Raw genomic sequence first — 12930 nt, 5'->3', positions numbered from 1 at the left:
CAATACCTGTGGGAGCGGGCTTGCCCGCGAAGGGTCCATCACATTCAACATTGATGTCACCTGAGAGTCCGCCATCGCGGGCAAGCCCGCTCCCACAAGGTTTGTGATTGTTTATAGATCGTCGGAGCACTAACGATGTCCTCCTCGCTACCCCCCACCTGGCCCGACCAGCACACAGCCTGTCTAGCCCTGGCCTTCGACCTCGACGGCCCCACCGGCGATGCCATGCTCAATGGCTCGATCTGGCGCAAGCCCGAGTATTTCGGCTTTGGCGGTTACGGACCCTATCGAGCGTTGCCGCGCCTGCTTGATCTGCTTGACGAGTTCCGGATTCCGACGACGTTTTTCGTCCCGGCCTGGGTCGTGGAAAACTGGCCGAAACAATGCCAGGCGATCGTCGAGCGCGGGCATGAGGTGGCGTACCACGGCTACAAACACGAATCCTTTTACGCCCTGACGCTGGAACAGCAAAAGGACGTGATGAAGCTGTCCCGCGAGGTGTTCTGGAAGCACCTGAACATCCGCGCCGAAGGCTTTCGCACGCCATCCGGCGATTGGCGGGCAGAAACCCCGGCCATGCTGGTGGAAGCCGGCGTGACCTATTCGAGCAGCATGCGCGGCGACGACCGACCGTATCTGGTCAACGTCCCGGGCTTCGACACTCCGCTGGTGGAAATCCCCGGCCGCTGGGAAATGGACGACTACGCCTCCCTCGCCTACACCCGCGCACCGGACTTCCCTTCCGGCCTGGACCGCACCGCCAGCTACGCACTGACCCTGGACAACTGGTGCCGCGAGTACGACGGCGCCATGAATGAAGGGCTGTGCCTGACCACCCTGTTCCACCCCAAGATCACCGGCAAGCCGGGGCGCATCCTGCTGCTGGAAAAACTCTTCGAACACATGCGCCAGCGCGATGACGTGTGGTTCGCCACCTGCCGCGATGTCGCCCAGTGGTGGCTGAAGGAGCATCACCATGACTGATTCCGCTGTCTGGCCCAAAGGCTACCGCTGTGCCGTGGTCCTGACCGTCGATTACAACGACATCCACGGCATCCTGACCCAGGCGCCGGAAGTCGCCGGGCGCGACAAGACGCTGTCGGTCTGGCGTTACGGCACCCAGCGCGGGGTCGAGCGTTTGCTCGACCTGTTCGCCGAGCTCGGGGTGCGCAGCAGCTGGTGCATTCCCGGCATCGTCGCCGAGGAAAATCCACAGCACCTTCAATCCATTCAAGCCGGCGGACATGAGATTGCCTGCGCGGGCTATCGCCACCAGAACTACGACACTCTCAGCCTCGCCGAGCAAAACGCCGAGATCGCCAAGGGCTGCGACGCCTTGCAAGCACTGACCGGCGTACGTCCTACAGGCTTTCGCATTCCGGCTGGCAACGGCGCGCCGGGCTTCATCGAAGCCTTGAGGGATCACGGCATTCGCTGGTCGTCGTCGTGGCGTGGCGATGATTTGCCCTTCGCGCATCCCACGGCCCCCGAAGTGATCGAGTTGCCGTTGCACTATGAGCTGGAAGACGAACCCTATTTCGCCTTCAACCTCAGCCCGGCCGTGCCGCCAGCGCAATCGCGAATCGCCTCTTACAGTCACACTCTGGGCAACCTGCAAATGGACTTTGCCGGGTTTCACCGGTTCGGCCTGTGCTACGTGCTGCGCCTGCACCCGGAAATCATTGCCACGCCAGGGCGGATTGGCGTGTTGCGCGAATTGCTGCAAGGCATCCAGCAACACGATGACGTCTGGATCGCCACGGCCGGCGAGGTCGCGCAATGGTGGGCGGATTCAGCGATGCCTGTCGCCGAGGATCATCCGGCATCCGTGTATGAGCGCCATTATCGGGATTACCTGCTATGACCGAACGCATGCAGCGACTGGCGCGGTTTTGCGTCGATACGCAATTTGAAGACCTGCCACCGGCGCTGGTGGCGCAAGCCAAACGGCACATCCTCGACACCTTCGGCGCGACCCTGGCCGGAGCCGAGAGCGCGGTGGCGCAACAAGCCCGCCAGGTATTTGCCGGTGAGACCGGTAACACCCTGGTCTGGGGCACTGACCTGAGGATCGGGGCCGCGCAGGCGGCGATACTCAATGGGGTCGCCGCTCATGCACTGGAACTGGATGACACGGGTGGCTGCGACCATTCCGGCGCGGTGGTGCTGCCGGCGGTCATGGCCGCAGTGTCGATGTCTGAACGACCGGTAAGTGGCCGCGAGCTGATCACCGCCGTCGTCATCGGCTACGACATTGGCCGGCGCGTGCTCGAAGCGTGCGGCAGCTATTCGGCCCACAACGGCGCTGGCTGGCATTCGACCGCCACCTGTGGCGTGTTTGGCGCAGCCGCCGCGTGTGCGCGGATTCTTGGTCTGGATGCGCCACAAACCTTGTCGGCGCTGGGCATTGCCGGCAGCTTCAGCGGCGGTCTGTGGGCCTTCATTCATGACGGTTCGCAGAGCAAGAAACTTCACACAGGCCGTGCCGCGGAAGGCGGATTGCTGGCGGCGCGATTTGCCCGCCAAGGCATCACCGGGCCGTCAAAGTTGTTCGATGATGTCTGGGGCGGTTTTCTCAAGACCCTGGCTGGTGACGCGGCCGTGTCCGAAGCGCTGGACGCCGACCTCGGCGTGGTGTGGAAACTCGCCCGCTGCTCGATCAAGCCTTATGCCGCGTGTCGCGGGACACACTCGGCGATCGATGCATTGGGCCTGTTGCTGGATCAATTGCAGGTGGATGCCAGCCGGGTCGAAGACGTTCAGGTGTCGCTGTGCGGGTTTCTTCAGGACATGTGTGGCGGGCAGAATGTCAGCACCCTGGCGGCAGCGCAGATGAGCCTGCCCTATGCTCTCGCCGCCCGGCTGGTGCATGGCCATTGTCGGCTGCAAGCCTATGACGATCAGCAACGTGGCGATCCGCGCATCGCTCACTGGATGTCGCGCATTCACCTTGAAGTGGACCCGCAACTGTCAGAGGATGGCGAGCCCGTCGTCAGCCTGCGGACCGTGGACGGTCGGCAGGCTAGCCTGTGTGTCGACCCGCCATTGGGTGCGCCGGGAAATCCGTTGAGTGATGCGGCACTGGAAGAGAAGTTTTTCAGCCTCGCCGGGCGGGTCATGCCGCGGGAGCGGGCTGAGGAGCTGCTTGAGCAGTTGTGGCGACTTGAAGAATCGGAATCTGTTGAGACATTGATCGTTCCCACGCTCTGCGTGGGAACGATCATCAAATCTGAATAAGGACATTTGCCCCACCGTGGTCACTTACTCGCTTGTTATCCGCCGCCTGATGATCGTTTCGCTGACCATCGTCGTCAGCCGCGCCATCACCAGTCCGCTGCTGACGTTGTTCCTGAGCAACAAACTGGGCCTCAACCAACAGGACGTCGGCTTACTGCTAGGCATCGCGGTGTTCATCGCCACCCTGCTCGCGCTCTACGGCGGCTACATCATCGACCGGCTCGAAAAGCGCCGTTTGCTGATTCTTGCGATGCTCTCCAGCGCCATCGGCTTTGTCCTGCTGACTTTCGCCGAAAACCTCTACCTGACCACGGCCACGCTGGTGATCACCGAAACCGCCTCGGCGCTGTTCCTCATCGGCTCCAAGGCGATCCTCAGCGAAAACCTGCCCATGGGCCAGCGCGCCAAGGCCTTTTCGTTGCGCTACACCCTAACCAACATCGGCTACGCCACCGGGCCGATGCTCGGCGTGGTGATTGCCGGTGTGTACCCGATTGCACCGTTCCTGATAGCCGGCGGCATCGCGTTTTTCAGCATCTTCCTGATGATCGGGATTCCCAAGGACGCGGCCCCGACACCCGCAATCGGCCAACCACAAAGTTTTCTGAAAACCCTGATCACCCTGAAGAACGACCGCACGCTGATCATGTTCACCTGCGGTTGCCTGCTCAGCACCGTGGTGCACGGACGTTTCACCCTGTACCTGTCGCAATACCTGTTGGTGACCCACGATTCGAAACGCGCCCTGCAAACCATGGCTGCCCTGCTCGCCTGCAATGCCATTAGTGTGATTCTGCTGCAATACCAGATCGGCCGTTTTCTAAAGCGCGAGCAACTGCGCTACTGGATCGCCGGTGGCACCAGCCTGTTCATCGTCGGCCTGATCGGTTTCAGCCTGGCCGACAGCCTGGTGTCGTGGTGCGTTGCCATGTTCATCTTCACCCTCGGCGAAATGATCATTTACCCCGCCGAATTCCTCTTCGTCGACACCCTGGCCCCCGAAGAGCTGCGCGGCAGCTATTACGGCGCGCAGAACCTGGCCGCGCTGGGCGGTGCCTTGAGCCCGGTGATCTGCGGTTTTCTGCTGATGCACACGCCCGCGCCCACCATGTTTTATGCCCTGAGCGCACTGACCGCGATGGGCGGATTCCTGTGTTTCATTAGCGGACGTCGCGTCGCGATGCAGCAAAAATAATGCACTGAAACTGCATTAATATGAATTTGTCAGCATCGGCATTCATCGGCACACTGTGCCCCGTTCCTCCCCCAATAGTTGGAACTCCTTCAAGGGCTTTCTGGGTATCCCAGCTAAGCCTTTTTTTTTCCTCGGATTTTTCATTGGATCGTTAGCCCCATGCTTGCTCGCTGGTTACCTGCCGCCGTCAACACCCGCCCTTCAGAATGGAGCCGTGCCGCCATCGGCATGTCCCTGGGCACGCTGTTCAGCGTCTGGCTGTGCAGCCAGGTGTTCGGCATGCAAGTGGCACAGCATTTAATCGGGCCGCTGGGTGCCTCGGCAGTGTTGCTGTTCGCGGTGTCTTCCGGCGCCCTTGCGCAGCCGTGGTCAATTGTTGGCGGTTACTTGAGCGCCGGGGTGATTTCGCTGCTGGTCGCTCACGTCCTCGGGCGAACCCTGGGCAGCGCGTGTCTGGCGGCCGGCATGGCGCTGATTCTGATGTGCTGGCTGCGTTGCCTGCACCCGCCGGCCGGGGCCTTGGCCTTGCTGTTGGTGCTGGCTGATCCGGCGACCATCGCGATGGACTGGAAAGCCCTCGGCCCGGTCATGCTCAGCGCAATGACCATGCTGGCAAGCGCCCTGGCCTACAACAACCTGACGCGCATTCGCTACCCCAAACGCGCCAGCGAACCGGTGGCGGTGGTGCCTGCCGATCATCCTCCGATCGACAGCCAGGCGATCACTGCCCAGGACCTGAAACTGGCGCTGGCGGACATGGAAGCGTTCTTCGACGTCACCCCCGAAGACCTTGAACAACTGATCCATATCAGTGAGTTGCACGCCAAACGTCGCAGTATTGGTGAAGTGTTGTCGCGTCGCGTGTAGCGCGAAGGGAGCGACCAATGGTCAAGCCATCGCCTTGCCTGTCGCCGATCTGTTGCTACAGTCAAAAACGTACCGCATAGAGTTGTCTGCCTTTCACTACGAAGTCTGGCTCGCCGTAATGTCCAGTAGCGATGACACAGAAGTCTGGCTATGGAGAAACACTCATTGTTGTTGAGTGGCGACGCTGCCTTCGCGCTTTGACAGAACCGCGCCTCCCCAGGAAAACACCACGCAATCCGTCGTGACCGCTGCCATTGGCAGCCGTTGGTTCATGGCGAGTCGATTGTCGTGTTGTGTGCTGCGCCAGCCCTCTGGCTCTGGTGGTTTCGAAACCATTTTTTCGAAATCCGAGAGAGGGATCTTCCATGAGCAATACACTGCTGAACATGCTGCGAACCCCCGCGTTCGACGCAAGGGCCCGCCACGCCTTGCCTTTGCGCGACTACATGGAGTTGACCATCAGCCGCATGCGCCAGATCGTCCGGTCCGGGCTGATCACCAATGACAAGTGGCTGGGTCAACCCTGTCAGTCGGACATGCGCCAGATGTGCAATGACCTTGGAATCGTCGGCGCCTATGACTACGCGCTGTTTTCCTCGATTGTCGACCACATGATTGCCGGCAACGCGTTGTTCGCCCAAGGCGACGCCCTGCAAGTCGCGCGCTGCCGTCAGGAAGTGATCGAAATGAGCCAGGTCTACGCCTTTGGCTGCACGGAAATTCACAGCGGTTCCGACGTCGCCAACCTGCAAACCACCGTGACCTATGATCGAACCAATGCGTGCCTGATCCTGCATACGCCTTTGCCGGACGCCTGCAAATTCTGGATCGGCAACGCGCTGTACGCCGCGCAAGTGGTCATGGTGCTGGCGCGCTTGATCGTCGATGGCAAGGACGAAGGCCTGCACTGGTTCCGGGTGCCGATCCGCGAGCAGGAAAGCGGTCCGCTGTTACGCGGCGTCAAGGTCATCGCCTGCGACCCGAAAGGCGGAATCCATGCCAATCAAGTGGCCGGCCTGTGCTTCTACGACATGCGACTGACGCTGGACGCGATGATGCAGCGCCATGCCCGGTTCAGCACTGAAGGGCGATTTGTCAGCGACGTGCCCAAAGACAAGCGTGTGACCAGCGCCATGGAAACGTTCATTCAGGAGCGCGTGTTGCTGCTGGCGGCGGCCCGGGGTGCAGCGGGCCTTTGCGCTCATCTGGCGTATCGGTTTGTCGGCCATCGACAGGTCAAACGCGCTGACGGAGGCGAACCGCTATTGGCCAAACCGCTGATTCGGCAACGGTTGTACGTCGAGCAGCTAAAGGCCCTCGCCCTGAAAATTCTGGAACAGGCAGTGCTGTCACGCTTCGAGGCCATGTGGGATCAGCCCGACAAACGCAAGGAGCTGCACATTCTCGCGGCCATCGCCAAGAGCGTCGGCACCTGGGTCGGGCTGGACGTGATGCGCAAGTGCCGCGAGCTGTGTGGTTCCCAGGGTTTTCACCATCACAACCAGATCGTCACGCTGTGCATGGATTGCGAGATCAGCATCACGTTTGCCGGCGACAACAGCGTCATGGCCTACCAAGTGGCCAGGGATGCCGTGACCCGTCCGCGATTTGCCTCGCGGCCCACGGATAACGTTGCTCAGCGAGTCGAGAAGACCATTGTCGAGCGCTGTAACAGCCCCGCTGACGTTTCACATGCCCAGGCGCTGGCCTTGACCCATGCCCGGGCGCTCGACTTGATCATCAGCGAAGTGCAGAGCTCTCACGTGATTTCACCGGAGCTGCTGAGTGACATCGTCAACGTGTTCGCCGCGTACCTGAGCGAAGGCGGCGTGAGCGTAGACCAGGCCAAATTGAACGAACACGCCACTGAAGGCTGGATCTCGCTGCTGGGCGCCTTGCTGCAGCCGCCGCCGGAACTGATCACTGCGCCTATCAATGATGCGGACTACATCCGTCAATTCACCGCCGCCTTGTACGAGGAGCAATGAACATGGACAGTGAAACGCTACTCGACTTCACCGATCGCAAGACGGTTCAGGATCCTTATCCCGCCTACGCCTGGCTGCGTGAGCATCAACCGGTGTATTGGTGCCCGCACTTCAAAGCCTGGTTCTTGACCCGGTACAGCGATGTCTTTGCCGCGCAGGCAGACACCAGACGCTACTCCTCGAACCGCATGCAGCAACTGGTCGATGCCCAGGTGCCCCCCGACAAACGCGCGCAACTGGCAACGTTCGTCAAACTGGCGTCCAAGTGGATGTACGCAGAGGATGGCAAGGATCACAAGGACAGTCGCCACCTGCTGGGCAAAGCCTTCAACCCTCGCGTCATCGAATCGTTGCGCCAGGACATCGAACAGATCACCAAGGGCGAACTGGACGCGCTAGAACCCCAGACAGACTTGATGGCCAAACTGTTCAATCGCGTTCCGGCGCTGATCCTGGCCAACCTCTATGGCATCCCCCGCGAAGACGCGCTGAAACTCAGGCGCTGGACCGACGACATTCTAATCTTCCTGGTTGGCAGCCTGGACCCGGACAAAGGGCCTGAGCAGGCGCTAAAAGGCGTCGAGGAAATGTACGCGTATTTCGCCGACGTCATCGAGCAGCGGCGAAAACACCCCGAAGACGATCTGGTCAGCCGGGTCCTGGAGGCCTGCAAGGGCGGCGATTCGAGCCTTGATCAGGTGCTTGCGCAAATCGTCTTCATTCTGGTGGCGGGCTACACCACCAGCGCTGACCAGTTGTGTATCGGGCTCCTTCATTTGCTTGAGCACCCCGAGCAACACCAGGCCCTCAAGGCCAATCCGGACCGGATCAAGTCAGCCATCGAAGAGATGCTGCGTTTCGACTCGGCAGGCTCTTTCAGCCATCGGGTGCTCAACGAAGACGTCACGATCCATGGCGTGACGATGAAACAAGGCGACCTGGTCTACCTGATGCGCGCATCGGCCAATCGCGATCCGGCGAAATTCCCCGACCCCGATCGTTTCGACATCGACCGCAAACACAACGATCACCTGGCGTTTGGTCGCGGCGAGCATTTCTGCATGGGCACGGCGCTGTTCAGGCTGGAAGCCGAAGTGGTGTTCAGCGCGCTGTTCAAGCGCTTTCCCGATTTGCGCCTGATTGCCGACAACCCGGCGATCTGGCGCACCAACAACCTGCAATTTCGTGGACTGAAATCACTGCCCATTGATCTGGGCAAGGGAGCAGCACAATGAAAATCCAACGCGTTTTTTCCGCAGCACCGTGGGAAACCGAAGCCTGCTACTGCAGGGCAATCCGGGTGGGTGAGCGCATTTTGATGGGCGGCACCGTGGCGTTTGATGACAAGGGCAAGCCATTCAAGCCCGGAAATGCGTACAAACAGACCCTGCGTTGCCTGGAAATCATAGAAACCTCCATCAAGCAGCTTGGCGTAGATCGACGAAGCATCATCGGGATTCGCATTTATACGACAAGCATGAAGTTCTGGCCGGACATCGCGAGGGCGCACAAGAAATTTTTCAAGGGCCACCCACCGACATTGATGTGTCTGGCGGTCAGCGAATTGATCAGCAAAGAATATGTGGTTGAGATAACCACCGAAGCGATCTCCTGCAAGGTGAAATCATGACGGCCAATCAACAGGACTTTGGACCTACCGTAGAAGGTGCCAGAACAGCACTTCGCGACGTGCTCGTCGTCAGCGTTCGCGACCTGTCGATCCAAAGCCACGGCCGCCCATTGCCACTAAGGCTTTACACCCCCGCCGGCCCCGGCCCCTTTGCCGTATTGATGTTTTTCCATGGCGGCGGCTGGGTCACCGGCGATCTGGACACCCACGACGGTTTTTGCCGGGTGATGTGTGAATGGGCCGGTTGCGCCGTGGTGGCCGTGGACTACGCCCGGCCGCCCGAACACGTCTTCCCTGCGGCGGTAGACGATTGCTGCGCGGCGACCGAATGGGTTGTCGAATATGGCCCAGCCATGGGGCTGGATCCTTCGCGAATGGCAGTGGCGGGCGGAGGCTCGGGTGGCGGGCTAGCAGCGGTCATTTGCCAATGGGCCCGTGAACACTCGCGGTTGTCGATCATCTTTCAGCTGTTGCTTTACCCGTTGCTGGACTGTCTGGCTCAACATCCTTCGCACCGGGAGTTTGCCGAAGGCTTCGGGCTGACCGGCAAAATGCTTGAGTGGTACATCAATCAATACGTGCCCAATGGGGTCTCGCGCGATGATCCACGCCTTTCTCCCCTGCGCCACCAACACCTGCGTGGCTTGCCGCCTGCGTTGATCATCACCTCTGAACGGGATGTATTGCGCGACGAAGGCCGGGAGTATGTGCGCCGGCTGACGGAGGCCGACGTACCGGTTCAACACAAAGAATATTCGGGCATGCTCCACGGTTTTATCAACTACCCGGCGGACTCTGATGATGCCAAGCAGGCACTACTGCTCTGCGCTCAGTCGCTGCAGAGGCACTTTCACCCATGAAAAATGGATAGGGCCCCCGTTGGGCTGCGAAGCGACCCCAAAAATGGGGCCGCTGCACAGCTCAACGCGTTACCTGCTGCTCACCATGCAGGCCGCAGCTACTGGGGCAGATCAATTTTATCCAGCACACGATTCGCGGTGATCTCCGCCACCATGATGCTGTTCGAAATCCCCAAAAGCGCATAACGCGATTCGCCCTCCAGATGATCCACCAACTGATGGACCATCACATCGACCGAAGCCAACGTCTCGACCAGATAAACCGCCAGGGTTTCGGCCGTGGCGTCAGGGTCTATGGAAAACAGGGTACTGGGTGTGCGCGGGATGGCTTTGATGTCGGCGTTCGACGGGAAATGGAAGTCGAGGGCTCGCTCGGCGGCTTCGTTGAATTTTTTGGAATCGGTGGATTCGTAGGGGGAAACGTCGTCGGTTTCGGGTGGGTTGGGTGTTGGTTTGAACATAGGTGAAACTCCTCTCATCGTATATGGAGCCATCACCCTCGCTACCAAACGACGGGTGGTGACCATGCACAGGTTGGTAGACCGGGATGTGAGGAGACCGGCGCGCCCGAAGACGCCCTGCGCATGACCACCATAAAACAGAGGCGAAAAAACGCCGCAAATGGTGATGCTTTGCACCTCACATAAAACCCGGGGCTACCAAACCCCCATCGCTGTTCTTCAGCGACGGGGAAACGATAAAACCCAGGCCCAAGGCGCACAAGCCGGCGGATTCTGGCGCAGTCGTAGGCAACGACGCAAGGATGTGTAGCCTGAGAGAGTTTCTGGAGATGTCGATTAAACATCTCCGTTTAATTTCTCCTGGCTAAAACAGAAACGCTCTTCGATGTCACGCCGGAAGAACCATAACAATTTAACAATATCAGTTAGTTACACGCCATACTTCGCAAAATTGATGAAGTCAAAGCCAACGTTTCTGACGTCACACATCCCACGCCCTTTTTAGCCCCTTTTAGCGCGTGCAAATGCACGCGTGTGGCTGACCAGGGCCAGTGTCCTGGCCCTTGGCACGCGAGCAAGGGTTCAAGCCGCAGATAACTGCCGTGCCGGCACCGCCAGACTCACCGCACGCACCGACGCACCCGCGCTCAGCCCCAGGGTTTTGGCAGTCTGCGCATCCACAATCAACGTGCCGGCGGCGACCCGCGCCGGTGCCGCCGTGATCCGGCACTCGGCGAACTGGCGGTTATGAATCAAGTAAGTCGCCGCCTGTTCTCCCGGTGTGCCAATGCTCAATTGCAGCACCTGGCTGTCACGCACCGCGCGGATGTCGCCGGTGGCGCATTCAATCAGCGGCCCGCCGTCGAAAATGTCGATGTAGTCTCGGTGCTCGAAGCCTTCCGCCTTGAGCATGCCCAGCGCCGGTTCGGTGTTGGGGTGCACCCGGCCGATCACCGTTCGCGCCGCTTCGGGCAATAGGCAGGTCGGTAGCGGAAACTTGGGCATCAACTCGGCGATGAAGGTCTTGTTGCCCAGGCCTGTGAGGTAATCGGCATCGGCAAAGTCCATCTTGAAGAAGTGCCGCCCCAAGCCTTCCCAGAACGGTGAGACGCCCTCTTCGTCCGAATAGCCGCGCATTTCGGCAATGACCTTGTCGCCGAACTGCTGACGGAACTCCGCCAGAAACAGGAACCGCGCCTTGGACAACAGACGGCCATTGAGCCCGCTGCGGTGGTCGGCATGCAGGAACAGCGAGCACAACTCAGAATGGCCGGTCATGTCGTTGCCCAGGAACAGCGTCGGCAATTGCTGATTGATCCCGAGGTTTTTCGAGGCGGCGACAAACAGGCCCAAACGATAGTTGTACCAAGGCTCGCGCAGCCCGACGGCACCGGCCAGTGCGCAAATGCCGATGGCTTCTTGCTGATCGTTCTCCAGCACAAACAGGTAGTCGGCATCGGCGCGCTCGGCCTCGCCAGCAAAGGTTTTCGCCGCCCATTCCAGACGCTGGCGCAAACGCGACGCATCGGCGGGCAAGGTGGTCAAACCGGTTCCGGCGCTGTGGGCCAAGGCTAGCAGGGCCGGCAAGTCTGCCGGTGTGGCGGGACGGACGATCATTGCGCGTGCTCCTGTGCAGCTTGATGTTTGGGTAGAAAGACCTCGGCCAACATGCAACGGGCGCTGCCGCCACCGATGCGCTCGATGGTGTCGATGTTGACCGGCAGCGGCGTGGCGTGGGTTTCGATCACGCGGCGCTGATCGGCCTCCAGCGATTGCCAGGCAGTGCGCGACATCACCAGCAGTGGTTCGCCTACGGCGGTCCGGACTTCCAGCATGTTGCCGGCGAAGGACTCCAGTTGTGCCCAGTTCAAGGCGATGACCTGCTTGCCGCTGTCTTCGAGCCTTGAGCGCAGGGCCAGGCGTTCAGCGGGCGCAGCGACCGAGTCCAGGCACGCCACGGCCAGGCGCGTGCCAACGCTCATCATTACGTTGGTGTGGTAGATCGCAACGCCGTGGCGATCCACCGCGTTGAAAGCACAGAGCTCGTAGCCCAGGTGATTGACCAACTGGTCCAGCGCCAGGGCGTGGGTGCGCGTGGAATAACCGGCGTAGCAAATCCGTTGCTCGCGATCCAGCACCATGCTGCCGGTGCCCTCCAGGAACACGTCCTGTTGCTCGAGGTTGGAAAGGTCCAGCAACTGCTCCACCCGGTACTCATCGCGCAGCCAGTCGAGTACGCCTTTGTCCCGCTCCAGACGCCGGTTATGGCCCTGCATCGGGTACAACACCAACGTGCCGTCGGGGTGGCTGCTCCACCAGTTGTTGGGAAAGATCGAGTCCGGGGTGTGCGGCGCTTCGCGGTCGTTATGCACCCTGACGTCGACGCCGTGCTCACGCAGCGCGGCAACGTAGCCATCGAACTCTTGCAGGGCTTTTTGCTGAACGTCTTCGCTGACGGCGGCCGGCTGCTGGAAACGGTTGTTCGCCGCCGTGTCCTGATTGAAGGAGAAACGTGTCGGGCGAATCATCAAAACGGTATTGGTGGTTTGCATGGGCACAGATTCAATGAGGGTTGAGAGGTGCTCATTGTCTGTTTTGGCAGCGGAAAAACCCGGTTGATGAGGGGGTTGCCGATGATGGAAACGGCTGAAAATTCTGGCTGGCTCAGCCGATTCGGCGAGGGCTGAATACG

The 12930-nt window shown here is 60.3% G+C and carries 12 protein-coding genes; 9 read left to right on the top strand and 3 right to left on the bottom strand.

The window, feature by feature from the left end; translation table 11 throughout:
* The first annotated feature begins 135 nt into the window (after positions 1 to 135).
* The 9 genes from QRN31_RS20580 to QRN31_RS20540 all read left to right on the top strand — a co-directional run bounded on the left by QRN31_RS20580 (position 136) and on the right by QRN31_RS20540 (position 9777).
* Positions 136 to 984 (top strand): polysaccharide deacetylase family protein, encoded by an 849-nt coding sequence (locus tag QRN31_RS20580; protein ID WP_285434139.1) that lies wholly within the window; start codon positions 136 to 138, stop codon positions 982 to 984.
* On the top strand, positions 977 to 1864 hold the full coding sequence (locus QRN31_RS20575; RefSeq protein WP_285434137.1) for a polysaccharide deacetylase family protein: 888 nt from the start codon (positions 977 to 979) through the stop codon (positions 1862 to 1864). The genes QRN31_RS20580 and QRN31_RS20575 overlap by 8 nt, the downstream gene beginning before the upstream one ends.
* Entirely contained in the window at positions 1861 to 3237 is a 1377-nt protein-coding gene (locus QRN31_RS20570) for an MmgE/PrpD family protein (RefSeq protein ID WP_285434136.1), read from the top strand. Before QRN31_RS20575 ends, QRN31_RS20570 begins: the two co-directional genes overlap by 4 nt.
* A 16-nt stretch (positions 3238 to 3253) precedes the next feature.
* Positions 3254 to 4432 carry an MFS transporter gene (locus tag QRN31_RS20565; RefSeq protein WP_285434135.1) on the top strand — a complete coding sequence of 393 codons (1179 nt, stop codon included), beginning with the start codon at positions 3254 to 3256 and terminating at the stop codon, positions 4430 to 4432.
* A 159-nt stretch (positions 4433 to 4591) separates the two neighbouring features.
* Positions 4592 to 5299 carry an HPP family protein gene (locus QRN31_RS20560; protein ID WP_285434133.1) on the top strand — a complete coding sequence of 236 codons (708 nt, stop codon included), beginning with the start codon at positions 4592 to 4594 and terminating at the stop codon, positions 5297 to 5299.
* Positions 5300 to 5664: 365 nt separating this feature from the next.
* Entirely contained in the window at positions 5665 to 7287 is a 1623-nt protein-coding gene (locus QRN31_RS20555; RefSeq protein WP_285434132.1) for an acyl-CoA dehydrogenase family protein, read from the top strand.
* A gap of 2 nt (positions 7288 to 7289) precedes the next feature.
* The gene (locus QRN31_RS20550; protein ID WP_285434130.1) at positions 7290 to 8522 is read left to right on the top strand and encodes a cytochrome P450; all 1233 of its coding nucleotides are present in this window, start codon (positions 7290 to 7292) and stop codon (positions 8520 to 8522) included.
* The gene (locus tag QRN31_RS20545) at positions 8519 to 8917 is read left to right on the top strand and encodes a Rid family hydrolase (RefSeq protein ID WP_285434129.1); all 399 of its coding nucleotides are present in this window, start codon (positions 8519 to 8521) and stop codon (positions 8915 to 8917) included. Before QRN31_RS20550 ends, QRN31_RS20545 begins: the two co-directional genes overlap by 4 nt.
* Entirely contained in the window at positions 8914 to 9777 is an 864-nt protein-coding gene (locus QRN31_RS20540) for an alpha/beta hydrolase (protein WP_285434127.1), read from the top strand. The genes QRN31_RS20545 and QRN31_RS20540 overlap by 4 nt, the downstream gene beginning before the upstream one ends.
* A gap of 98 nt (positions 9778 to 9875) precedes the next feature.
* Here QRN31_RS20540 and QRN31_RS20535 read toward each other — a convergent pair whose 3' ends face one another.
* From QRN31_RS20535 to ctlX, 3 genes are all read right to left on the bottom strand, one after another.
* The gene (locus tag QRN31_RS20535) at positions 9876 to 10238 is read right to left on the bottom strand and encodes a DUF6124 family protein (RefSeq protein WP_285434126.1); all 363 of its coding nucleotides are present in this window, start codon (positions 10236 to 10238) and stop codon (positions 9876 to 9878) included.
* A gap of 582 nt (positions 10239 to 10820) precedes the next feature.
* Positions 10821 to 11855: an arginine N-succinyltransferase gene (astA, locus tag QRN31_RS20530; protein WP_285434125.1), complete on the bottom strand. Its 1035-nt coding sequence runs from the start codon at positions 11853 to 11855 to the stop codon at positions 10821 to 10823.
* On the bottom strand, positions 11852 to 12790 hold the full coding sequence (gene ctlX, locus QRN31_RS20525) for a citrulline utilization hydrolase CtlX (RefSeq protein ID WP_285434123.1): 939 nt from the start codon (positions 12788 to 12790) through the stop codon (positions 11852 to 11854). Before ctlX ends, astA begins: the two co-directional genes overlap by 4 nt.
* Positions 12791 to 12930 lie beyond the last annotated feature (140 nt).

This window comes from Pseudomonas sp. fls2-241-R2A-110, assembly GCF_030209165.1.
Lineage (GTDB): Bacteria > Pseudomonadota > Gammaproteobacteria > Pseudomonadales > Pseudomonadaceae > Aquipseudomonas.
This window is presented reverse-complemented; position numbering and strand designations above follow the sequence as displayed.

Bases quoted from the DNA above. Each gene is read 5' to 3' on its own strand.
- QRN31_RS20580 (WP_285434139.1), top strand. From the start codon at position 136: ATGTCCTCCTCGCTACCCCCCACCTGGCCCGACCAGCACACAGCCTGT.
- QRN31_RS20575 (WP_285434137.1), top strand. From the start codon at position 977: ATGACTGATTCCGCTGTCTGGCCCAAAGGCTACCGCTGTGCCGTGGTC.
- QRN31_RS20570 (WP_285434136.1), top strand. From the start codon at position 1,861: ATGACCGAACGCATGCAGCGACTGGCGCGGTTTTGCGTCGATACGCAA.
- QRN31_RS20560 (WP_285434133.1), top strand. From the start codon at position 4,592: ATGCTTGCTCGCTGGTTACCTGCCGCCGTCAACACCCGCCCTTCAGAA.
- QRN31_RS20555 (WP_285434132.1), top strand. From the start codon at position 5,665: ATGAGCAATACACTGCTGAACATGCTGCGAACCCCCGCGTTCGACGCA.
- QRN31_RS20550 (WP_285434130.1), top strand. From the start codon at position 7,290: ATGGACAGTGAAACGCTACTCGACTTCACCGATCGCAAGACGGTTCAG.
- QRN31_RS20545 (WP_285434129.1), top strand. From the start codon at position 8,519: ATGAAAATCCAACGCGTTTTTTCCGCAGCACCGTGGGAAACCGAAGCC.
- QRN31_RS20540 (WP_285434127.1), top strand. From the start codon at position 8,914: ATGACGGCCAATCAACAGGACTTTGGACCTACCGTAGAAGGTGCCAGA.
- QRN31_RS20535 (WP_285434126.1), bottom strand. From the start codon at position 10,238: ATGTTCAAACCAACACCCAACCCACCCGAAACCGACGACGTTTCCCCC.
- astA (WP_285434125.1), bottom strand. From the start codon at position 11,855: ATGATCGTCCGTCCCGCCACACCGGCAGACTTGCCGGCCCTGCTAGCC.
- ctlX (WP_285434123.1), bottom strand. From the start codon at position 12,790: ATGCAAACCACCAATACCGTTTTGATGATTCGCCCGACACGTTTCTCC.